Raw genomic sequence first — 21,801 nt, 5'->3', positions numbered from 1 at the left:
CGAGCGGCGCCACGCGGAGACGCGGGGCGCCGCTCCCGTTTTCCTGGCTTGCACCCGACTTATCGGATCCCCCGACCGCGAGTAACCTACAGACTTATCTGTTTCCCGGTGGACATCACCCGGTTACCCGCACCCGCCCCCTTCACCTCGGAGATCCCGTACATGCCACGTCAGGAACGCGCTGTGCGCACCAGGGCACTGCTGCTCCGGTCCGCCGCAGAATGCATCAAGGAGCACGGCTACGACGGCTCCAGCACCACGGACGTGCTCCGGCGGGCCGGTGTGACCCGGGGAGCCCTCTACTTCCACTTCCCGTCCAAGGAGGCGCTGGCCGACGCGATCGTCGAGTACCAGATGCCGTTGCTGCGGCCGCTGCCCGGCGACTGCTCCCTGCAGTCCGCCATCGACCTCACGCTCTCCTACGCGCGGATGCTGCAGAAGGACGTGGTCCTCCAGGCCGCCGTGCGGCTGGCGACCGAGGAGACCTCCTACCAGCCCGGGACCCGCCCCTACCTGTGGTCCCAGCAGAGCGTGGCCGACCTGCTGCACCAGGCCCGCAACAAGGGCGAGCTGCTGCCGCACACCGACCCCGACGAGATCGCGGTCCTGATCGTGGGCGCCTTCACCGGCATCCAGCTGCTGTCCCAGCTGTCCTGCGGGCGGTCCGACCTGCTGTTCCGCGTCTGCGTGCTGTGGCGGGCCCTGCTGCCCGGGATCGCCGCCCCCGGGCTGCTGCTTCGCCTGCGGACCGACGAGAAACGGGCGGAGGAGCTGGAACAGGACGGGCCGGCACCGGAGGACCGGCTGCTGCACGACGTGGGGTGACGGCGACTGACCCTGAGTGATGCTTCTCACGTCCACCGGGGCAGTCGGTGAAAACATGTAGCACCATCGAAATAAACAGACGAGTATGTTTGTTTGTGAGACTGAGGCGGCACGGGGGAGCCGCGTGGTCCCGGTGCGTCCGTATGTCCCCCTGCTCCGTCATGAACAGAAGGGGAACCGCAACCGATGGGAAACGCTGCTTCCGCCAGGCGCGTGGCACCTCCGCACCTCCTCGAACTCGGCCGGTTCCTGATGGCACGGAGGGCCGAGGTGTCCCCGAACCAGGTCGGCCTCCCGGACGCCGGCAAGCGCCGCACGCCGGGGCTGCGCCGGGAGGAGGTCGCGCTGCTCGCCGGCGTCGGCGTCTCCTGGTACACGTGGATCGAGCAGGGCCGTGCCGAGAACGTCTCGGGCGAGGTGCTCGACTCCATCGCCCGGGTGCTCCGGCTCAGTGAGAACCAGCGGCTGTACCTGCGCCAGCTGGCCGGGGTGCAGGCCGTTCCGCTGCTGCCGGACGCCCCGCCGGAGGCGGAGGCCATGCGCCCGTTCGTCGAGAACTGGTGGCCCAACCCCGCGTACATCGCCGACCACGCCTGGAACGTCGTGGTCGCCAACGCGGCGGCGGAGACCCTCCTCGGCATGGCCGACGACCATGCGGGCGACGCCCGGCTCGGCGGCGGCCCCGGTACCGGCGTCCTCGGCGGGCGGCGGCCGTACAACATCCTGCGGGAGTTCTTCCTCAACGACGGCGTGCGGTCCGCCTATCCGCTGTGGGAGAAGATCGCCCCGACCGTCGTGGCCCGCTTCCGCAGCCAGGCGGCGCTGCACATCGAGGACGCGGCGATCCCGGCACTGGTGGAGGAACTGCGGGTCGCCAGCCCCCTGTTCGCGCAGCTGTGGGACCGGCACGAGGTGCTGGAGGACTCCTGCGGCCCCGAGGTGCTCACCCACCCGGCCGTCGGCGACCTGCACTTCACCCGCGCCACGCTCGACTTCACCCGTCGCATCGCCCTGCGGATGACGGTGTTCCTGCCCGCTCCGGGCACCGGCACGGAGGCGGCGCTGCGCCGGATGTCCCATGTGACGCTGGCGCAGCGGATGAACAGCCTCGGCCGTGACGACCTGGTGGGAGAGGCCCGATGAGCACCGCGGTGAACAGCCATGTGACCGAGCCGGTCCGGGTGCGGCTCGGCACCCACCGGCTGACCTATCTCCCCGACGGCTACGTGCAGTTGCACCCGCGGGCCTGGTTCCCGGACTCACCCGGGGCGTTCTGGGAGGGCCACGGCGGGCATCTGGACGACGAGGGTTTCCTGCGGGCCTCGGTCGGCGCGCTGCTCGTCGAGTACGAGGACCGGACCATGCTCTTCGACACCGGCTTCGGGCCGGCCCGCATCCCCGCCGACCGGACCATCCCGCCCCTGGGGCGGATCGAGGGCGGAGGCCTGCCCGACGCGCTCGCCGCGGCGGGAACCGCCTGGGAGGCGGTGGACACCGTGGCGTTCACGCACCTGCACGACGACCACGTCGGCTGGGCGGGGGACGAACGGCTGCGCGGTGCCCGGTTCGTGGCCTCGGCCGCCGAATGGCGTGGTGCGCACCGCCGTCCGGCCGGGCAGCCGGTGGCCGTGCGGGACGGCCAGGAGGTCTTCCCCGGCGTCACGGCGCTGGCCACGCCGGGTCACACGCCGGGGCACCTGTCGTACGTGATCCGGGGCGGGGCGGACGGGCCCGCGGCCGTGGTGGTCGGTGACGTCCTGCACTCCGCCCTGCAACTGGCCGACCTCACGTGGCGGGCGGCCTCGGACCTCGATCCGGCGGAGGCGGTCCGCAGCCGCCGCAAGGTCGTGGCCGAACTGTCCCGCCCCGACACGATTGGCTTCGCCGGCCACTTCTCCGGCGCGGTGTTCGGACGGCTGACCCCCTCCGCCGACGGACAGCACTGGCAACCGCTGGCCTGAGACCCGGCCCCCGCCCGTCCCTTCCCCCGCCCGTCCCTTCCCCCCCCACCGGCCACCGCACATCGGCCCACCGCTCACGACCCACGGCCCCCGGTCCTCTCATGGACCGGGGGCCGGGCGCTTTCCCGCGCGGGAGATTCCTGTGCCCACGGTCTCCGTGCCCGCGGTTTCCTTCCTCACGGCTCCCGCACCGGGACGTCTCCGTCCTCGACGGCCGCCCGTGCTCCGGGCCACCCCGCGAATATTCCCGGTCCCGGACACGTGGCCATTCCCTTCTGTTGGCGCGACCAATATGTTGCCTGCGCACTGGCAGGGCGTTCGGCCCCGGCCGAGCCTGAGGTCATGTCCTCAACGGTTGTTCCCCCGATGACCTGCACGGCACCGGTCGAACCGCGGCGGCTGCGGACCGTCGCCGGACGGTTCACCACCGGCGTGGTGGCCGTGACGGCGCTGCGCGGCTCCGACGGCGCTCCCGCAGGGCTGGCCGTCAACTCCTTCACGTCGGTGTCCCTGGACCCTCCTCTCGTGCTGTTCTGCGTGGCCCGGACCAGCACCAGCTGGCCCGACGTCCGTTCGGCGGACCGGTTCTGCGTCAACATCCTCGGCGAGGGCCAGCGCGACCTCAGCGCCCGTTTCGCGACCAGCGGCACCGACAAGTTCGGTGACACCTCCTGGACGACCTCACCGGGCGGCGCGCCCGTGCTCGACGGCTCGATCGGCTGGATCGAGTGCTCCGTCGAGGAGGAGATACCGGCCGGCGACCACGACGTGGTGATAGCCCGCGTCCACGACCTGGACACCCACCACGAGGACTCGCCCCTGCTGTTCTTCCGCGGCCTGTACGGGCGTTACGCCCAGCTCTGACCCTCCTTCAGGAAAGGACGATGCATTCGTGATGCACACAGCGGCCCCGCTCGGCGTGGGGATCGTCGGACTGAGCGCGGACGGCGGGTGGGGCGGGCGCGGCCACGTGCCCGCACTGCGCGCCGTCGAAGGCTACGAACTGCGCGCGCTGACGGCGTCCACGCCCGACTCCGCGCGCAAGGCCGCCGCGGCGTTCGGGCTGCCCGAGTCGGCGGCGGGGACCGACGCCGCCGCACTCGCGGCCCGGGACGACGTCGACCTGGTGGTGGTCGCCGTCCGCGTCCCGCGCCACCGGGAACTGATCCTGCCCGTCCTGCGGGTCGGCAAGACGGTGCTCAGCGAGTGGCCTCTGGGCAACGGCACGGCCGAGGCCGAGGAACTCGCCGCGCTCGCGGCCGAGGCGGGCGTGCGGACGGCCGTGGGCCTCCAGGCCCGGTCGGCCCCGGTGGTCCGCTACCTCCGGGACCTCGTCGCGGACGGATTCGTCGGCGAGGTGCTGTCCACCACGCTGGTGGGGTCCGGTGGCGGCTGGGGACCGGTCGTGGCCGAGCGCACCGCCTACGTCGCCGACCGCGCCAACGGGGCGACCCTGCTGACCGTCCCGTTCGGGCACACCCTGGACGCGCTGACCATGGTGCTGTCCGATGTCACGGCCCTGACCGCCACCACGGCGACCCGGCGTCCCCGGGTGCGGATCGCCGAGACCGGTGCGGAGGTGCCGATGACCGCCGAGGACCAGATCGCCGTGACCGGGCGCCTGGAGAGCGGTGCGGTCGCCTCCCTGCACTACCGGGGCGGTTCCTCGCGCGGCACCAACCTGCGCTGGGAGATCAACGGCACGGAGGGCGACCTGGTGCTGACCGGCGACTCCGGGCATCTGCAGTTCGGTCAGGTGGAGCTGCGCGGCGCCCGGGGCGACCAGCGGGACCTGCGGCCGCTGCCCGTGCCCGGCGACTACCTGCCGCCGGGCGGCCTCGACCGCCTCCCGGCGCTCGACGGGCCGGCCGCGGTGGTCGCGCACGCCTACCACCAGTTGCGCGCCGACCTGCGGGACGGCACCTCGGTGGTGCCGGACTTCGCCCACGCCGCCGCCCACCACCGGCTGCTGGACCGCATCACCCGGGCCGCGGAGACCGGCAGCGCGCAGTAACCCCCGGCCACCGTCCCTCCCCCTCCCCCTCCCCCTTCAGCCCCTCCGGCCATCCCCCCAGACCCGGCGGACCCGGCGCCGACAAGCGCACGGCACCGGCGTGCCGCCGCCACCCCCCGATCACAGGAGCACCCATGCACACCGGCTTCGGAGCCTTCCTCTCCCCCCTCCACGCGCCCGGACAGGACCCGCATCTGACCATCCGCCGCGACCTCCAGCTCGTCGAGCACCTCGACGAACTCAACTTCGACGAGTGCTGGTTCGGCGAGCACCACTCCCTGTCCTGGCCCACGGTGGGCGCCCCGGAGACGATGATCGCGGCACTCGCCGAGCGGACCCGGCAGATCAAGCTGGCCAACGGTGTGGTGACGCTGCCCTTCCACCACCCGTTCCACGTCGCGACCCGGGCGATCATGCTGGACCACCTGACGCGCGGCCGGTACATCCTGGGCGTCGGTCCCGGTGCCACCCCCAACGACGCCCACATGCTCGGACTCGACCTCGGCGAGCTGAAGCGCATGGCGCGCGAGGCCATCCCCACCGTCATGGAACTGGTCAACGGCGAGGAGCGGATCTCGGAGAAGACGGACTGGTACACCCTCCAGGACGCCAAGATGCAGCTGCCGCGCTACAGCAAGCCCGGCATCGAGATCGCCGTCTCCAGCGTCGGCACCCCCAACAGCCCGCAGATCGCGGGCAAGTACGGCCTCGGCCTGCTGTCGTTCGGCGCCCCGCCGCCCGGCTGGCCGGCCGTCGACCTGGCCCGGCAGTGGAGTTACGCGGAGGAGTCCGCCGAGGAGCACGGGCAGACCGTGGACCGCCGCAACTGGCGCATCGCCGTACCCCTGCACATCGCCGAGACCCGTGAGGAGGCCTTCCGGGACGCCCGGGAGGGCTTCGGCCGGTGGCTGCACGGCTACTGGGGCGAGGCGGTCGGCGCCGACGTCCTCGGCGGCCTCGACGGCGTACCGGAGTCCCGGCACCTGGAGGCGACCGTGGAGCAGGGCCGGGCGGTCGTCGGATCGGTCGAGGACGCGGTGGAGGCGATCCGCAACCTCCAGGAGACCACCGGCGGCTTCGGCACGTTCCTCACCTACGTCGTCAACTGGGCCTCCTTCGAGAAGGTCAAGCGCAGCTTCGAACTGCTCGCGACCGAAGTGGCCCCGCGGTTCACCGGTTCCGCCGACCGCGGTCTGGAGTCGGTGCGGTGGAGCACCGAGAACCGGGCCCTGTTCCCGCACACCGAGCCGCTGCGCACGCGCCTGGCCGCGAACGCCCGCTGACCCGGGGCCCGGGCCCCTCACCCGCGCCCGGCCCGCCGTCCCACCGGCGGGCCGGGCGCACGCACGTTGCGGAATTCTCAATTCCAGCTTCGTTCTCGCACACATTCCCGTAACGTGTATCCGGACTTCCGATTTCCGGATTCGAGCTCATCCTGTTGTTCGTGGCAATAGCGTTGATGGCCACTGGTTCAGGTCAAAGTCCCCTGTGATGCTTGATCCGTGACCAGACGAATCGCTGTCGTAGGCGCCTACGGATCGGGAAAGACCACGCTTTCCTCGGCGCTCTCGCATCTGACCGGCCTGCCCCGCACCCACGGTTCGCCCATGCGGGAGCCGATCGGGGGCGAGGGCCGCAGCGTGCACAACTGGACCGACGGGCAGCTCATCCAGCTCACCGTGAACCGCTACGCGGAACGGCTGCTCGGCGAGGCCGCCCACCCCGGCGGTTTCGTGTCCGACGGCTCCGTGGTGCACGAGTGGGTGTACGCCAAACTCCGCCTGGTGGCCGGCTCCTACCCGGGCACGCTCACCCCGCTGGAGGACCGGCACCGCCCCGTCACGACGGCCGCGCTCGAAGCGGCCGTGGACGACATCGGCCTGCTGATGAAGCACCACGCCCGCACCGCCTACCAGGCCTTCGTGCACGTGCCGGTGGAGTTCGAGCTGGCACCGGACAACCGCCCCATCAACGAGAACTTCCGGCGCCTGTCCGACTCCCTGCTGCTGCCCGCCCTGGAAGCCACGGGCGTTCCCGTGCACACCGTCCGCGGCGACGTGGCCGAGCGCCTCGGCCAGACCGTGAAGCACCTGGGACTCCAGGACGCGACGGTCATGACGGTCGACGAGGCCGCCGCACTCGCCGCGCCCGCCCGCTAATCCACCCACCGAGCCCCGGGGCTCCCTTTCGCAAAGGTGACCATCTGTGTCCGCGCTCGAAGTACCCAGTTTCAAGGACAATCCCAAGCTGAAGCTCGCCATTTCCGGCACGTATTCGACGGGTAAGTCGACGACGACCGAGGCCCTTTCCATAGCCACCGGAATACCGCGCACCCACGCCAAGACGTCGCGCGAGCTGCTGGTGGACCTCGTCCCCGGCAAGACCGTCATGGAACTGAACGCCATGGAACTCGTGAAACTCGGACTGCGCCGCTTCGAGGAGCGCGTGCACAACGAGTCCAGCGGCGACGCCTTCATCTCGGACGGCGGCGTGTTCCACGAGTGGGTGTACTTCGAGGCGCGGATGCGCGTCGGCATCAACCCCGGCGCCGACTGGTGGTTCAAGGGCATCAAGAAGGTCATGGGCCTGCCGGTGAAGCACTTCTACCAGCGCTACACCGACACCCTGGGCGACATCACCCGCGCCCGCGCCAAGCGGATCTACGACGCCTATGTGCACCTGCCGGTGGAGTTCGACATGGAGCCCGACGGCCACCGGCCCGTCTCCGAGAAGTTCCGCCGGCTCTCCGACGACCTGCTCATCGAGGCGCTGGAGCGGATGGACATCCCCTACCGCGTCGTCGGCGGTCCCATCCCGGACCGGATCGAGAAGATCGTCAAGCTCTTCGACCTGCCGGTGGTGGTCCCGATCGAGGAGGCCATCGAGGAGGCGCAGCGCCGCGTCCTGGCCGACATCGAGGACCTCAAGGCCGACGCCCGCTTCCACGAGGCACAGCGCCAGAAGTCGCTGGCCCGGCGCATCGGTTACGCCATGCGCTACTGACCGGCGCCCGTCCCGCCCCACCGTCCCCGGACCCCCACACACCCCCCACGCCCCACCTCCCCTTCCCCTCCCTTCCCACCCTCGTCCCCCGACGTCAACCACGAAAGGAACCGGCGTGTCCGGCATCAACTCGACACGGCCGCGTCATCTGGGCGCGGTGCTCGCACTGCTCGCGTTCGCCCAGATGATCATTGCGATCGACTACAACATCGTCTTCGTCTCCCTGCCGGAGATCGGCGACAAGCTCGGCTTCGGCGCCCAGGACCTCCAGTGGGTGGTCTCCGCCTACGCCGTCGCCTTCGGCGGATTCCTGCTGCTGGGCGGCCGCGCGACCGACCTCTTCGGCCGCAAGCGGATGTTCGTCCTCGGCCTCTTCCTCTACGCGGCGTCCTCCCTCGCGGGCGGTCTCGCCGAGGACCCGTGGCTGCTCATCGCCGCCCGCGCGGTGCAGGGCCTGGGCGGCGCGTTCCTCGCGCCGGCGACCCTGTCCCTCGTCACGACGCTGTTCGCGGAGGGCGCCGAGCGCAACCGCGCCCTGTCCGTGTGGGGCGGCGCCGGCGGCTCCGGCATGGTGCTCGGCTCGATCCTCGGCGGTCTGCTCACCGACGCCTTCGGCTGGCCCTCGGTCTTCTACGTCAACGTGCTGCTGGCCGGCGCCGCCATGTTCGTGGCGATGTCCCTGCTGCCCGACGACAAGCCGCAGGCCGGCAGCGGGTTCGACCTGCCCGGCGCGATCACCGGCACCGTCGCCTCCACGCTGTTCGTCTTCGCCCTCGTGCAGGGCCCCGAGGCGGGCTGGGGCTCCGGCCAGGTCCTGGCGGCCCTCGGCGTCGCCGTGCTGACCTTCGCGCTGTTCCTGGTCATCGAGAGCCGCAGCGCGGCCCCGATGGTGCCGCTGCGCCTGTTCGGCAACCGCAACCTGTCCACCGGCGCCGGCATCACCTTCCTGTTCATGGCCACCTTCGGCGCCCTGGCGTACTTCCTCACCCAGTACTGGCAGATCGTGCAGGGCTACAGCGCCTGGACCACCGGCTTCGCCTTCGTGCTGCCGTCCGGCAGCGTGCTGATCGGCACGATCGTCGGCGGCAAGTGGGCCACCAGGTTCGGGGTGCGCAACACCCTGTTCATCGGTCTGACCATGGGCCTGGTGGGCACCGTCGTCCTCGCCCTGACGCTCGGCCAGGACGCCTCCTACGGCGTGATCGCGCCGTCGCTGTTCGTGCTCTCGCTGGGCCAGGGCATCGTCTTCACGACGATGTTCGCCGCGGCCACCACCGGCGTCGAGGCGGCGGACCAGGGCATCGGCTCCGGTATCGCCACCACCGGCCAGCAGATCGGCGGCGCCGTCGGCCTCGCCGTCCTGATCGCCATCGCCAACGCCTCGGGCGGCGGCGAGACCAAGGACCTCGGCGAGCTGATGGACGGGGTCACCACGGCCACCTGGGCGATCGCCGTCGGCATCGCGCTCACGTTCCTCGTGGTGCTCAACTTCAAGAAGCCGGCGTCGGGCGACCACGTCGACCCCGCGGAGAGCGAGCCGGTCGCGGGCACCGCTGAGCCCGTCCAGGCCAGCCGGACCGCCTGAGCACCGCCCGACCTGGACGTCGGCGATACCCGGTCCACTGTTGCGGAGGGTCCCGGGCATCGCCGTCGCCGTTCAACGGCCGTCACCCCGCCGGGGTATGGCCGCCTACGAAGGAAACTCTATGACTACGGCAGCACCTCTCGACACCCTGGGCACCGTGGACGACTTCCTCGGCGCCAGGCAGGAACGGTTCTTCGGTGAGGGCTTCAAACGGGTCCACCACTCGCTCACCGACCTCACCGTCGACGAGCTCGGCATCACCGGCACGGCGGGCCTGGAGATCCCGGGCGCCTGGTCCCGCAAGGGCGACAGCACCCAGCGGCCCCACCTGTCCACCATCGACGTCATGCTCTACGGTGCCCGGCTCGCCGGCCTGCACGCGGCGCACACCCGCGGCCTCGGCCCGCACACGCCGTTCACCGTCCGGTCGCTGACGATCAAGGCCGGGAAGAAGCCGCAGGAGGAGGACCTCGACACGTTCGCGGTCTCCGGCCGGCTCCTGGACACCGACGGCGACGGCACCACGACCATGGAATGCCGCGTCGGCCTGCTCACCGTGCAGGTGGAGACCACCGCCGGCGGCGGCTCGCCGCAGCCGGCCCCCACGCAGGCGGGCACGGCCCACTACGCGGACGCGGACGCGCTCCCCGGGCCCTGGAACGACGCCCCCTTCGGCACCCCGCACCGCGACCGGCGGCAGTTGCTCACCTCCGTCGACGTACTCCCGGACGCCTCGCTGGCCCGGGCCGACCTCACCCTCGACCCCGACGGCCCGGCGACGATGATCGACCTGTTCGTCGCGGCCCTCCAGCTCGGCCAGGTCCTGCTCTACTCGCTGGACGGTGTCGCCCGGGCCGACAGCAACACGCTGTGGATGCGGCGCACGGTCATCGGGCCGGCGCCCGGAACCGGCACGGCCGCAGGCCCGTTCGAGGTCGAGCTCCGGGAGCCGCAGCTGCTGCGCGGCGCCCAGGGCACCTGGCGCAGCGCCGAGATCGCCGCCGACCATGCCGGCCTGCGGCTGAGCTGCTCCGTCGCCCATCTGCTCCCCGCGTGACGGCCCACGAGCGCACCACCCGGAGCCGATCGCTCCGATCCCAGTTCGCGTCCTCGGCCGCAGCCGGACACCACCGGCGCCCGCGGCCCACGGTCCTTCCCGGGAGGCGAGAGACATGCCCCTGACCGCCGTACTCACCGGACTCGGCGCCTACCTTCCCCCGCGTCGCGTCAGCAACGAAGAACTCGCGGACCGCTTCGACACCACCGACGAATGGATCACGTCCAGAACCGGCATACGCAGCCGGCGCTGGGCCGACCCGGGCACCTCCACCGGCGACCTCGCCGTGGAGGCCGGACACCGCGCGCTGAAGTCCGCGGGCGTCGACCCCGAGCCCGGCGCCGTCGACCTCGTGGTCCTCGCGACCACCACGCCCGACCACCTGTGCCCGGCCACCGCGCCCGACGTCGCGGCCCGGCTCGGCCTCGTCGGCGCCGCGGCGTTCGACATCAGCGCCGTCTGCTCCGGATTCGTCTACGCGCTGGAGACCGCGGCCAACGCCATCGGCACCGGCCGGGCACGGACCGCACTGGTCATCGGAGCCGAGACCTACTCGACGATCCTCAACCCGGCCGACCGCACCACCTCGGTGATCTTCGGGGACGGCGCCGGCGCGGTCGTCCTCACCGCGGGTGACGCGGACCGGCCCGGGGCCCTGCACGGCTTCGAACTCGGCTCCGACGGCACGCAGAAGGACGTCATCTGCATCCCCGCCGGGGGCTCCCGGCAGCGCGCCGCGCTGACCGACCCCGCCCCGGGCGACGAGTACTTCGCCATGGAGGGCCGCAAGGTCTTCCTCTCTGCCGTGCAGCGCATGAGCGAGTCGTCCACGTCGCTGCTCGACCGGATCGGCTGGCCCGTGGAGAGCCTCGGCCACCTGGTCGGCCACCAGGCCAACGTCCGCATCCTGCGGGCGGTCGCCGAACAGCTCGGCATCCCCGCCGAGCGGGCGGTGGTCAACCTCGACCAGGTCGGGAACACCTCGGCCGCCTCCATCCCCATCGCCCTGGCGGACGCCGCGGCCTCGGACTCCCTCACGGTGGGGGAGCGGGTGCTGCTCACCGCCTTCGGCGGCGGACTCACCTGGGGTTCCGCGGCCCTCACCTGGCCCGACGTCGTACCCGCCTGACCGGACCGGGCTCCACCCGCCGGCCCTCACCGACCCAAGGAGAAGGACACCATGACCGCACCCACCACCGCCCCCGGCGACCTGACCGAGGCCGTGCTCGACATCGTCCGCGGCAAGTTCGAGGCACCGCAGGACACCACCGCCACCACGCCCTACGAGGAGATGGAGTTCGACTCCCTCGTCCTGCTGGAACTCGCGGTGCACCTGTCCAAGGCGTACGGGGTCGAGATCGGCGACGACGAGATACTCGAGGCCTCCAACGTCGCCGAGACCGCGCGGCTGCTCACCGAGAAGGGCGCCCGCCTTGCCCGGTGACGTCCGGGCCGGCACTCCGGGGGCCGCGTTCTTCGACGTCGACGGCACACTGACGACCGGGACCACCCTGTTCCGGTTCCTGGAGTACCGCTTCGCCGTCGAAGGACGCCCCCCGCAGGCCTACACGGAGGAGCGTCAGCGGCTGCGCGCCATGACCGAGGCGGGCGTCTGCCGGTCGCGCACCAACCGCGCCTACTTCGCCAGTTACGCCCGGCTCGGCGTCTCCTACGTGGCGGACCTGGCCGAGGACTGGTTCCGCACGGAGCTGGAGTCCGGGGGCTTCCTGCACGACAGCGCCGTCGCCGCGCTGCGCGGGCACCAGGCGGCGGGGGAGCCCGTGGTGCTCGTCTCGGGTTCCTTCCCCGCGCTCCTCGCGCCGCTGGCCCGCCTGCTGGACGTGGACGCGGTCCTGGCGACGGAGCCCGAGACCCTCCTCGGCCACTACACCGGCGACGCGACGGTCACCATGATCGGCGCCACCAAGGCGGACGCCGTCCGATCCTGGTGCGCCGAGCACGGCATCGACCCGGCCGCCGCCACCGCCTACGGCGACCACGCCTCGGACCTGCCCATGCTGCGGGCCACGGGCCGGGGCGTGGTGGTCGGCGGCGACCGGGAACTGCGCGCCGTCGCCGCACGGCAGGGCTGGCGCCTGCTGCCCGCCCCGCCCGCGGCGCCGCCGCTGCGGCTCCCCGAGCCCCTGTGGACGGCCCGGGCGCCGTCCGCCGCCGCGCGACGCCCGGCCTGACCGCCCCGTCGCACCCCGTACCCGACCACCCACCCGCAGGCCTCACGGCCCCACAACGGAAGTGCTCCACCATGCGCGCAGTCGGAATCCTGGAATACGGCAGACCGGACGTGCTCGAGGTCATCGACCGGGGGATACCGGACCCCAGCCCCGGAGAGCTGCGCATCCGCGTGGCCGCCGCAGCCGTCAACCCCACCGACCTCATGCTCCGTTCCGGCGAACTCGCGGCCTACATGGCCGCCTTCGAGCCCCCGTACATCCCCGGCATGGACGTGTCCGGCACCGTCGACGCGGCGGGCGCCGGCACCCTGTTCGCCCTGGGCGACCGGGTCATGGCGTTCGTCAACCCGTTCCGCCCGCAGGGCGGGGCCCAGGCCGAGTACGTCGTCGTCCCGGCCGCCGACACGGTCCTGGTCCCGCCGGGCCTGGACCTCATCGACGCGGCCGGGCTGCCGATGAACGCGCTGACGGCCCACCAGGCGCTCGCCCTGCTCGGGCTCCGCCGCGGGGCGACCCTGGCCGTCACCGGCGGGGCCGGCGCGCTCGGCGGCTTCGTGATCGAGCTCGCCGCGCACCGCGGCCTGCGCGTGGTCGCCGAGGCGGCCGCCCAGGACGAGCCGCTGCTCAAGCAGCTCGGCGCGGAGATCGTCGTGCCGCGGCACGCGGAGCCGACGGGCGCGCCGCAGGAGCCCCACGCGGCAGCGGCCTCGCTCGCCGAGCGGTACCGCACCGCCGTGCCCGAGGGCGTGGACGCGCTGGTGGACGCCGCCGTCCTGGGCGCACCGGTCCTCGGCGCCGTCCGGGACGGCGGTGCCGTGGTGACCTGCCGCCCGGGCCCGCTGGCCCCGCCCCGCGGCATCGTGCGGCACGAACTCAACGTCATGGCCTACCCGGACAAGGCCGCCGCCCTCACCGAACTCGCCGCGCTCGCCTGCGAGGGACTGCTCTCGCCGCGCACGGACGCGCTGCTCGCCCCGTCCGCCGCACCCGAGGCCCACCGCCGGCTCGCCGCGGGCGGCGTGCGCGGACGCCAGCTCCTCGTCTTCGACGGGGCCTTCGACGGGCGACGCCCCGCCGCTTCCTGACCGGGCGTCACCCCCGGCGTCACCCACCACCGGGCCCTTCCGGGCCGGCGGCGGTCCCCGCCCCGCCGTCGCCCCGGCAGCCGCCCCGCAGTCCCGCACCGCTCAGCCCGACCCGACACGAACCCGCCCGAGGAGGCAACACCCATGACAGACGGGGTCCTTTCCTACGCCCGGACCGTCGATCGCGCCCTCACCCACCGTGCCGCCGTGAGCGAGTGCTTCCTGACCGACGCGCTGCGCACCGGTGAGCGCACCTTCCGGGTCGCGGCCCAGCCGCCCCGCGCGCACCTGTACTACAGCGACCACGTCACGGACGCACGGACGGCCCCGTCCTACGACCCGCTGCTCGTACTGGAGATCTTCCGCCAGTCCTGCATCCTCGCCTCGCACGAGTACCTCGCGGCACCGCAGGACAGCAGCTTCGTCTTCGACCGGGGCACGCTGGAGGTGACCGACCCCGAGGCGCTGACGGTCGGCGAGCGGCCCGCCGCCCTCACCGTGGAGGGCGAGTTCACGGAGGTCCGGGAGCGGGCCGGCCGGCCCTGCGGTGCCACCGCGGAGGTCCGGGCGTCGGTCGACGGCAGAGCGGCGGCCACCATGCGGCTGGCCTTCCGTTGGATACCGCGCCGGAGCATGCTGCAACTGCGCGCCCGGGCCAGAACCGCTCTCGCCGGCACCCCGCACCGCGCCCACCCGCTGGCGAACCGGCTGGTGCCCGCGCAGGTGGGCCGTGAGCTGTCCGCCAACGTCGTCCTGGGGCGGGTGACCGTGTCCTCCGCCCCGCAGGCCGACCCGGAGGTGGTGGCCCAGGTGGTCGTCGACCGCGGCCACCCCGCGCTCTTCGACCACTACGTCGACCACATCCCGGGCGCGGTGATGTTCGAGGCACTGCGGCAGACGGCCACCGCGGCGGCCCGTGAGCTGTGCGGCCTCGACGTCCCTCCCCAGCACCTGGCGCTCACCGGCTGCGAGGTGACGTTCCGCAAGTTCGGCGAGTTCGAGCTGCCCACCGACTGCCGTGCCCGGGTGGCCGAGGGGGCCGACGGCCGTCCCGTGCTGGACCTGGTCCTGGAGCAGGAGGGCGACGTGCTGGCGTCGGCGCGGGTGACCCTCGCCGTGCGGGACCGCGCCCTGTCGGAGCGGGACGGCTGCGGCAGCCGCGACGTCGTGGTACCGGGCGCCCACCCCCGGTTCCTGACCGCCGCCTGAGACGGGCGGAGCACCGTGACGACCACGCGGGACGACCATCACGCACCGGTCCGCGCACCGGAGGATGACGCCTCCGCCACCACCGTCTGGTTCGACTTCGGCGGTGTCCTGACCCCCACCATGGACGAGCTGTACGCCCGGTACGCCGAGGAGACCGGCATCTCGCCCGAGCGGCTGCGCCGGGCCGTGGCCGACGTGGGAGCCGACCTCGGGATGCACCCGCTGGCCCCGCTCGAACTGGGCCGGATCAGCGAGGCCGAGTGGGGAGCGCGGGTCCGGGCCGCGCTGCGCGCCCGCCACCCGGATCTGGACCTCGGCGCCGCCCGGCTGGAGCGGTTCGGCGAGCAGTGGCTGGGAGGACGCACGGGCAACCCGGTCATGGCGGCGGTGGTCCGCGCCGTCCGGGCCGCCGGCCACCCGGTCGGGCTGCTCACCAACAACGTGCCCGAGTGGGAGAGGCACTGGCGGCGCATCACCGCCCCGGCGGGCCGTTTCGACGCCGTCGTGGACTCGTGCCGGGTCGGTGTGCGCAAGCCCGATCGGGCCGTCTTCCGCATCGCGGCGGCGGCGTCCCGGACCGCCCGCCACGTCCTCGTCGACGACCTCACGGAGAACTGCGCGGCCGCCGCCGCGGCGGGCTGGCGGACCGTGCGCTTCCGGAACGACGCGCAGGCGTCCCGCGAGCTCTCCGCCCTCCTGGGCATCCCCATGCCCGGGCCCGGCACGCTCCCCGCGCCCGGCCCGGTCACCTCCGGCCGGGCGGCGCGTACTCCTTGAGGTGGTGGGCGACGCGGCCGGCGTACTTCCGTACGTCCGGGGGCACGCCGCCCGCCTTGTTCACCGTGCCGAACGACGTGCGGTAGGCGGCCGCGACCAGGACCTGGCGGTCGCCCGTGAGGTCGTCGTGCAGGCGGGGGGCGATCCAGCACAGATAGCGGCCCATCGCCGGGATGGACTCGGCCGGGGGGAACGGCGGCTGAGGCACGGTCTCGCCGGGAGTGCCGTCCTCGTTCATCCACCAGCGCAGGACGCGCGGGGTCCAGCGGGCGATGCCGTACTCGTCGTTGGCCGGGTCGGACAGGTCCGGGTCGAAGTCGCTCTCCACCTTCAGCATGGCGGCGATCAGGGCCGGCGTGACCTCCTTCTGGTCGCAGTCGTGCGCCGTCTCCACGATCAGCAGCCGGTAGGCGGGCGGGATGCCCCGGTCGGTGCGCAGGTCGGAGGCGCCGTACGTGGCGGCGGACACGTTCGCCGTCGCCCCCGGGCCGCTGCCGCCGCCGCGCGCCCCGTCGCCCCAGACGCTGACGCCGTAGGTCAGCGCTGCGACGGCCGTGACGCCGACGGCGGCGCCCGCCACGACCGACGCACGGCGCGGGCGGCGGCCCGGGCGCAGGCGGGGCAGGCGGAAGGGACGGTGACGGGCGCGGGTGCCGGCGGCCGCCTCGACGCGGCGCAGCAGCGCCTCGGCGGTGATGCGCTTCTCGTGGGTGCGGGTGAGGCAGGCGGAGATGATCCGCCGCCAGTCGTCGGACAGCCGGGGCGACAGGCGCAGTTCGTCGGTGCCGCGGGCGTAGGCGGCGGCGGCGTCGCGGCGGGCCGCCGGGGTGGCCCCGGGCAGGGGGAAGGAGTCGGTGAGCACGAGGTGGGCCAGCACGCCGAAGGCCCACACGTCGGCGGAGGCGCGGATCCGGCGGCCGCGTTCGCCGATCTCGGTCCACAGCAGCTCGGGCGGGGTGTAGTCGGGGGTGGAGAAGGCCGGGGTGTAGGCGTGGGTGCCCTCCAGCTCGGCGGCCATGTTGAAGTCGGCGAGCCGGACGGAACCGTCCTTCATCAACAGGACGTTGGCCGGTTTCAGATCGCCGTGCACCCAGCCGGCGCCGTGCAGCTGGGCCAGTCCCTCGCAGATCTGCGCGAGCAGCGCGGGGCCGGCCGCGGGCCGGGGCGTGGCGGCGAGCAGGGCGGACAGCGAGCCCTCGGCGCGCTCCAGGACGAGGACGGTGGCGCCGTCCAGCCCGGGGCGGCCGGGGTCGTCGACGGTCAGCGTCTCGTACATCCGCACCAGGCGCGGATGCCGCAGCCGCCGGTGCAGCTCGACCTCGCGCTCGATCAACTCCCGCAGGTGGGCCAGCCGGCGGGGCGTCGCGGTGCCGGTGGGCAGGAACTTCAGGGCGGCCGTGGGCGGCAGCACGTCGCTGTCGCCGATGCGCCGGGCCGTGTACACGCTGCCGAAAGCGCCGGTCGCGAGGGGCTCGCGCACTTCCCAGACGCCGACCCGGTACCCCTTCGGCACGGGTACGGCGTAGGGCTCGGTCACCGGGTCACCTCGCCCGGCGGGGCGGCCGGTCCCGCGCCGGTCGCGGCGCGGACGGGACGGAAGGAGTGGGCAACGTTGTCGGGCGCGGACCGGCCGGTCCTGGGGCGTGGGCCGGGCGCGCGGCGGATGGGGGTGCGGTCTCGCTCGTCCTCCGTGGTCGGCGGAGGTACCACGATGATGCTGTACAAGGTGCTCTCCCCGTGCCTGAACAGCTACCACCGTCAGACTAGGGCGACGCACCAGGGCCGTGCCCCCCTCGTACGGGTGAGACACGGCCCTTGGATGTGTTTGGCGTGAAGTGGTCCGGTCGACCGGGTCCGCTCAGTAGCGGGGGCGGTTGAACCAGGCCTTGCCGGCCGCGTTGCCGACGAACACCGCCACCAGGACGGCCAGGATCGTGTGCACCAGGCCCACGATGACGAACGGGTAGATGCCGAGGACGGCCGTGATGATGGCGAAGACCAGGATGGTGACCCGGGCGCCGTTGCCGCCGTTCTTGAACTTCGTCGCCAGCACGGCCGCGAACACCAGCCAGGCCAGGCCGAACACCACGTAGCCCCAGATCACGCCGGTCGAGTCACCGACCAGGTCCTGGAAGGCGGTGTTGTCCTTGAGGGCCTCGTCGTCCTTGGCGGCGTTCAGCGCGACGGCGGAGAAGGCGAAGATCGCCACACCGAGGACCTGCAGACCGACGATCACCCACAGCATCACGCGGGCCGCGCTCACCGAGCCGGGCATCGTGGTCGGGGCGGCGGGGCCGCCACCGTAGGGGGAGACCGGAGGGGCCTGCGGGTAGCCGTAGCCGGGCGCCTGCCCCTGCTGCTGCGGGTAGCCGTAGCCCTGCTGCTGCGGCTGCTGCCCCTGGGGCGGGCCGTAGGGGTTGTTCGGGTCGCCGAAGCTCATGGCGGACTTTCCTCCGTTGTTCCGAGTGCGGGGACGACGCGTGCCGTCCGTACGGAGGAGAGCTCTTCAGATTGCGACCGTCCCCCCGTTGAACTGCCCGCGGCACTAGTCAGGTCATCGTTCTGCACCACTGACCGGCTTGTCCAGCCGCATTCCCGATGTGTTGTGCAAGTGCAACATCGCTGATCATGGGCGGATACGGGCGGAGCGCACCCGCGGTGCCCGGATTGCGGGCGGATTGGAACCGGGGCGGGGTCATCCGCGAGGATGGGGGCCATGACCGCCCAGATTCTCGATGGCAAGGCCACCGCAGCCGCGATCAAGTCCGATCTGACCGCCCGCGTGGCGGCGCTGAAGGAGAAGGGCATCACGCCCGGCCTCGGCACGATCCTGGTCGGGGACGACCCCGGCAGCCAGAAGTACGTCGCCGGCAAGCACCGCGACTGCGCGCAGGTCGGCATCGCCTCCATCCAGCGCGAGCTGCCCGCCACCGCCACGCAGGCGGAGATCGAGGCGGTCGTGCGCGAGCTGAACGAGGACCCGGCCTGCACCGGCTACATCGTGCAACTTCCGCTGCCCCGGGGCATCGACGAGAACCGCATCCTGGAGCTGATGGACCCGGACAAGGACGCCGACGGCCTGCACCCGATGAACCTCGGCCGCCTCGTGCTCAACGAGCCGGCCCCGCTGCCCTGCACCCCCAACGGTGTCCTGACCCTGCTGCGGCAGTACGGCGTGGAGATCAAGGGCGCCGAGGTCGTGGTCGTCGGACGCGGCGTGACCATCGGCCGGCCGATGCCGCTGTTGCTCACGCGGCGCAGCGAGAACGCGACCGTGACCCAGTGCCACACCGGCACGCGCGACCTGTCGGCGCACCTGAAGCGCGCGGACATCATCGTCGCGGCGGCCGGTTCCGCCCATCTGATCCGCGCCGAGGACGTCAAGCCGGGCGCGGCCGTCCTCGACGTCGGCGTCTCGCGCAGCGCGGAGGGCAGGATCGTGGGCGACGTCCACCCCGACGTCGCCGAGGTCGCCGGCTTCATCTCCCCGAACCCCGGTGGGGTCGGCCCGATGACCCGCGCACAGCTGCTCGTCAACGTGGTCGAGGCGGCGGAGCGCAGTGCCGGCTGACCGCGACACGGCGAGCACGCCGAGCGCTGCGTCCGGCGCGGGCGCGGCGGACGGGGCCGACGACGCCCCGGCTGCGGAGCGGACCGCCGACCACGCCCGCGACGCCGAGCACGGCCGGGCAGGCCTGAACGGCCACGAGAGTCTCAAGGGCCACGAACGCCCCAGGGGCCATGAGGGCCACGACGGCCGGAACGGCCCGGATGGGCCGGACACCGACGAGCGCGGCGACGGTGAGGGCGACGCCGACGAGTTCACCGTCCGGGACCCCGTCAGCGCGCCCGATGCCGAGGGGCGGCCGCGACGGGTCACCCGGCGGTTCCCGCTGTTCACCAGGGACACCGCGCGCCCCGAGGGCGGTGGCCGGGCCGCGTCCGGGGACGCGCCCGCGCCGGCCCGGCAGTGGCCCGTGCTCGCCGTGCTGGGGCTCGCCGGGCTCGGGCTGCTGATCACCGCGTTCGACCAGTTCCGGCTCGGGACGCTGCTGATCGGCGTGGCCCTGCTGGGCGGCGGCGCGATGCGCTGGCTGCTCCCGGACGTGGGCATGCTCGCCGTGCGCTCCCGCTTCACGGACATCGTCACGTACGGCGTGCTGGGCACCGTGATCGTCCTGCTGGCGCTGATGGCCCAGCCGAACCCGCTGCTGCAGATCCCGTTCCTGAAGGACACCCTGCACTTCACGGTCACCAGCGAATGACCGGACGACGGCCCGTCCTCTCCCCCGAGGAAGGACGGGCCGCCGCCGCGATCCACCTTTGTGCACCGCGAACGGCCTGTTCAACGCCTGTCAGTACGCTGTGGCACGGAAGTGACAGTTCCGGTACGTCCTGCTTCCGATTCCGCACGAAGTGGTGCGACACGGGGGTTGGCGTGGACAATCGGGACGGTCCAGGGTGTATCGCGCGCGGGCACCACGCTTCCGTGCGCCCCCCGTCGGGGAACTGAGATCCTGACCGGGCGCATCCCTGTGGGTAGTCACAACGGGGATCGGCCGAGGCCGCCACGCGCGGGGCGAACAGCGCGGGAAAGAACAGCACTACCCGGGGGAAGAGGGGGGAAGCAATGCCTCGTTGGAAGGCCTTGCCGGATGAGCTCGATCCACAGATCAGGGAGTTCACCAGTCAGCTGCGCAGGCTCGTGGACCGCAGCGGTCTGTCCATCGCGTCGGTGGCGGACCGCACGGGCTACAGCAAGACGTCGTGGGAGCGATATCTGAACGGCCGGCTGCTCGCGCCCAAGGGCGCGATCGTGGCCCTGGCCGAGGTCACCGGGACCAACCCGGTGCACCTCACCACCATGTGGGAGCTCGCCGAGCGTGCCTGGAGCCGCTCGGAGATGCGGCACGACATGACGATGGAGGCCATCCGGATCTCCCAGGCGCGCGCCGCGCTCGGCGAGTTCGGCGGCCAGGACTTCGGCGCCGCCGCGGCCGGCTCCAAGGAGGACGGCAGATCCGGGGGCGGCAAGCCGTCCCGCCGGAGCGGCAGCGCCACGGTCACGCCCGGCATCGCGGGCCCGGCCGGCGTCGTCCCCAGCGTGCCGCCGCAGCCGACGGCGCCCGAGGTCCAGGACTCCACCGGCACCGCTCCGCGGGAGGACCGCACCGACGTCAACTCCTGGGGGCTGGCCGGGTACAAGGGCCCGTCGCCGACCGGGGCGGGCGCGGGCGGACGCACCGCCGGGCCGGGCACCGGCGCCCGGCCCGGCCCGGGGAGCCCGGGCGGAGCGCCGGGCACGACGGCCCGGACACCGTCCGCGGGCGCGGGCGCGGGCGTGTACGGCGGGCGGCAGGACGCCGCGCCGGACGCCGGTGGTTCCGGCCGGTCCGGTGGCCGCGGCCGGGCGGCGGGCCCGGGTCACAAGGGCGGTTCCGCCGGCAAGCGGCGGACCGGGACGTTCCTCGCGGGCGTCGTGGGCGTGCTCGTGGTGATCGCCGGAGCCTTCTACCTCACCGGCGGCGGGGACGACGACACCAAGGGCAGGGCCGAGTCGCCCAAGCCGACCGTCAGCACCGACCCCGACCTGCCGCCCGGCGTGAAGTGCAGCGGCGACAGCTGCACCGGCAAGGACGCGGAGAACATGGGCTGCAGTGGTGACCTGGTGACCACGGCCCGGACGGCGACCGTCGGCACGACCGTCGTGGAGGTCCGTTACAGCGAGACCTGCAAGGCGGCCTGGGGCCGAATCACGCAGGCCGCGCAGGGCGACGAGGTCCAGATCAGCGCCGGCAAGGCGAAGCAGAACGGCAGCATCACCGCGGCCGGGGACACCATCGCCTACACCCCGATGGTGGCCGTGAGGAACGCCGCCGACGCCAAGGCGTGCGCCACGCTCGCGGCCGGCGGGCAGGGCTGCACGGAGTGACGGGGGAGTAGCGGGCGCGGCGCGGCCCGCCGGGCCCGGAATGATCTTCGTGGAAAAGATCTTCGTGGGGGGAGGCATGCCCGCCCGGATCGGGGGCACGCGCACCGTACCCCCACGGGACCGGCATCGTCGGAATCCCCCTCAGGCGGCCGCCTTCGTCC

General features: G+C 73.0%; 21 protein-coding genes and 1 pseudogene. 19 read left to right on the top strand and 3 right to left on the bottom strand.

Annotated elements, in window-relative coordinates; genetic code table 11:
* The first annotated feature begins 183 nt into the window (after nucleotides 1–183).
* From ACIGAQ_RS18385 to ACIGAQ_RS18310, 16 genes are all read left to right on the top strand, one after another.
* Complete coding sequence (locus ACIGAQ_RS18385; protein ID WP_311680190.1) at nucleotides 184–825, top strand: ScbR family autoregulator-binding transcription factor; 642 nt, start codon at nucleotides 184–186, stop codon at nucleotides 823–825.
* A gap of 213 nt (nucleotides 826–1,038) precedes the next feature.
* Nucleotides 1,039–1,968 (top strand): helix-turn-helix transcriptional regulator, encoded by a 930-nt coding sequence (locus tag ACIGAQ_RS18380; RefSeq protein ID WP_399783958.1) that lies wholly within the window; start codon nucleotides 1,039–1,041, stop codon nucleotides 1,966–1,968.
* The gene (locus ACIGAQ_RS18375) at nucleotides 1,965–2,786 is read left to right on the top strand and encodes an MBL fold metallo-hydrolase (protein WP_399783955.1); all 822 of its coding nucleotides are present in this window, start codon (nucleotides 1,965–1,967) and stop codon (nucleotides 2,784–2,786) included. The genes ACIGAQ_RS18380 and ACIGAQ_RS18375 overlap by 4 nt, the downstream gene beginning before the upstream one ends.
* A 342-nt stretch (nucleotides 2,787–3,128) precedes the next feature.
* On the top strand, nucleotides 3,129–3,650 hold the full coding sequence (locus ACIGAQ_RS18370) for a flavin reductase family protein (protein ID WP_399783952.1): 522 nt from the start codon (nucleotides 3,129–3,131) through the stop codon (nucleotides 3,648–3,650).
* A gap of 31 nt (nucleotides 3,651–3,681) precedes the next feature.
* Nucleotides 3,682–4,800, top strand: coding sequence for a Gfo/Idh/MocA family protein (locus ACIGAQ_RS18365; RefSeq protein ID WP_399784633.1), 1,119 nt, complete (start codon nucleotides 3,682–3,684; stop codon nucleotides 4,798–4,800).
* A 134-nt stretch (nucleotides 4,801–4,934) separates the two neighbouring features.
* On the top strand, nucleotides 4,935–6,083 hold the full coding sequence (locus ACIGAQ_RS18360) for an LLM class flavin-dependent oxidoreductase (RefSeq protein WP_362277180.1): 1,149 nt from the start codon (nucleotides 4,935–4,937) through the stop codon (nucleotides 6,081–6,083).
* Between the two features lie 219 nt (nucleotides 6,084–6,302).
* Complete coding sequence (locus tag ACIGAQ_RS18355) at nucleotides 6,303–6,959, top strand: AAA family ATPase (protein ID WP_399783949.1); 657 nt, start codon at nucleotides 6,303–6,305, stop codon at nucleotides 6,957–6,959.
* 46 nt (nucleotides 6,960–7,005) lie between these two features.
* Nucleotides 7,006–7,803, top strand: a complete 798-nt coding sequence (locus ACIGAQ_RS18350; RefSeq protein WP_094054547.1) for an ATP-binding protein — start codon at nucleotides 7,006–7,008, stop codon at nucleotides 7,801–7,803.
* Nucleotides 7,804–7,918: 115 nt separating this feature from the next.
* Entirely contained in the window at nucleotides 7,919–9,388 is a 1,470-nt protein-coding gene (locus ACIGAQ_RS18345) for an MFS transporter (RefSeq protein ID WP_311680176.1), read from the top strand.
* Between the two features lie 121 nt (nucleotides 9,389–9,509).
* Nucleotides 9,510–10,445 carry an AvrD family protein gene (locus ACIGAQ_RS18340; RefSeq protein ID WP_399783945.1) on the top strand — a complete coding sequence of 312 codons (936 nt, stop codon included), beginning with the start codon at nucleotides 9,510–9,512 and terminating at the stop codon, nucleotides 10,443–10,445.
* Nucleotides 10,446–10,560: 115 nt separating this feature from the next.
* Nucleotides 10,561–11,574 carry a beta-ketoacyl-ACP synthase III gene (locus tag ACIGAQ_RS18335; protein ID WP_311680172.1) on the top strand — a complete coding sequence of 338 codons (1,014 nt, stop codon included), beginning with the start codon at nucleotides 10,561–10,563 and terminating at the stop codon, nucleotides 11,572–11,574.
* A gap of 51 nt (nucleotides 11,575–11,625) precedes the next feature.
* The gene (locus ACIGAQ_RS18330) at nucleotides 11,626–11,889 is read left to right on the top strand and encodes an acyl carrier protein (RefSeq protein WP_399783941.1); all 264 of its coding nucleotides are present in this window, start codon (nucleotides 11,626–11,628) and stop codon (nucleotides 11,887–11,889) included.
* Nucleotides 11,879–12,637 carry an HAD family hydrolase gene (locus tag ACIGAQ_RS18325; protein WP_399783939.1) on the top strand — a complete coding sequence of 253 codons (759 nt, stop codon included), beginning with the start codon at nucleotides 11,879–11,881 and terminating at the stop codon, nucleotides 12,635–12,637. Before ACIGAQ_RS18330 ends, ACIGAQ_RS18325 begins: the two co-directional genes overlap by 11 nt.
* A 71-nt stretch (nucleotides 12,638–12,708) precedes the next feature.
* The gene (locus ACIGAQ_RS18320) at nucleotides 12,709–13,722 is read left to right on the top strand and encodes an NADP-dependent oxidoreductase (RefSeq protein WP_399783936.1); all 1,014 of its coding nucleotides are present in this window, start codon (nucleotides 12,709–12,711) and stop codon (nucleotides 13,720–13,722) included.
* Between the two features lie 144 nt (nucleotides 13,723–13,866).
* Nucleotides 13,867–14,931 carry a ScbA/BarX family gamma-butyrolactone biosynthesis protein gene (locus ACIGAQ_RS18315; protein WP_399783933.1) on the top strand — a complete coding sequence of 355 codons (1,065 nt, stop codon included), beginning with the start codon at nucleotides 13,867–13,869 and terminating at the stop codon, nucleotides 14,929–14,931.
* A gap of 15 nt (nucleotides 14,932–14,946) precedes the next feature.
* Nucleotides 14,947–15,708 (top strand): HAD-IA family hydrolase, encoded by a 762-nt coding sequence (locus tag ACIGAQ_RS18310; protein ID WP_399783930.1) that lies wholly within the window; start codon nucleotides 14,947–14,949, stop codon nucleotides 15,706–15,708.
* On the opposite strand, the gene ACIGAQ_RS18305 is transcribed toward ACIGAQ_RS18310, so the two are convergent.
* The 3 genes and pseudogenes from ACIGAQ_RS18305 to ACIGAQ_RS18295 all read right to left on the bottom strand — a co-directional run bounded on the left by ACIGAQ_RS18305 (nucleotide 15,677) and on the right by ACIGAQ_RS18295 (nucleotide 18,148).
* Nucleotides 15,677–17,245 (bottom strand): protein kinase, encoded by a 1,569-nt coding sequence (locus ACIGAQ_RS18305; RefSeq protein WP_399783928.1) that lies wholly within the window; start codon nucleotides 17,243–17,245, stop codon nucleotides 15,677–15,679. The genes ACIGAQ_RS18310 and ACIGAQ_RS18305 overlap by 32 nt on opposite strands.
* Nucleotides 17,246–17,322: 77 nt before the next feature.
* Nucleotides 17,323–17,433 (bottom strand): annotated as a pseudogene (locus tag ACIGAQ_RS18300) (FHA domain-containing protein); the annotation flags it as partial.
* 133 nt (nucleotides 17,434–17,566) lie between these two features.
* A complete protein-coding gene (locus ACIGAQ_RS18295; protein WP_311680158.1) occupies nucleotides 17,567–18,148 on the bottom strand; it encodes a hypothetical protein in 582 nt (193 codons plus the stop codon).
* A gap of 276 nt (nucleotides 18,149–18,424) precedes the next feature.
* Here ACIGAQ_RS18295 and ACIGAQ_RS18290 point away from each other — a divergent pair, with 276 nt between their 5' ends.
* The 3 genes from ACIGAQ_RS18290 (at nucleotide 18,425) to ACIGAQ_RS18280 (ending at nucleotide 21,640) form a co-directional block, all read left to right on the top strand.
* Nucleotides 18,425–19,279 carry a bifunctional methylenetetrahydrofolate dehydrogenase/methenyltetrahydrofolate cyclohydrolase gene (locus ACIGAQ_RS18290; protein ID WP_311680156.1) on the top strand — a complete coding sequence of 285 codons (855 nt, stop codon included), beginning with the start codon at nucleotides 18,425–18,427 and terminating at the stop codon, nucleotides 19,277–19,279.
* Nucleotides 19,280–19,403: 124 nt separating this feature from the next.
* On the top strand, nucleotides 19,404–19,973 hold the full coding sequence (locus ACIGAQ_RS18285) for a DUF3017 domain-containing protein (RefSeq protein ID WP_399784630.1): 570 nt from the start codon (nucleotides 19,404–19,406) through the stop codon (nucleotides 19,971–19,973).
* A gap of 383 nt (nucleotides 19,974–20,356) precedes the next feature.
* Nucleotides 20,357–21,640: a DUF2690 domain-containing protein gene (locus tag ACIGAQ_RS18280; protein ID WP_399783925.1), complete on the top strand. Its 1,284-nt coding sequence runs from the start codon at nucleotides 20,357–20,359 to the stop codon at nucleotides 21,638–21,640.
* The last annotated feature ends 161 nt before the right edge of the window (nucleotides 21,641–21,801 follow it).

The sequence above is a fragment of the Streptomyces sp. NPDC085932 genome (assembly GCF_044540525.1).
Lineage (GTDB): Bacteria > Actinomycetota > Actinomycetes > Streptomycetales > Streptomycetaceae > Streptomyces > Streptomyces levis.
The sequence above is the reverse complement of the archived record's forward strand: the minus strand, read 5'-3'. Positions and strand labels throughout refer to the sequence as shown.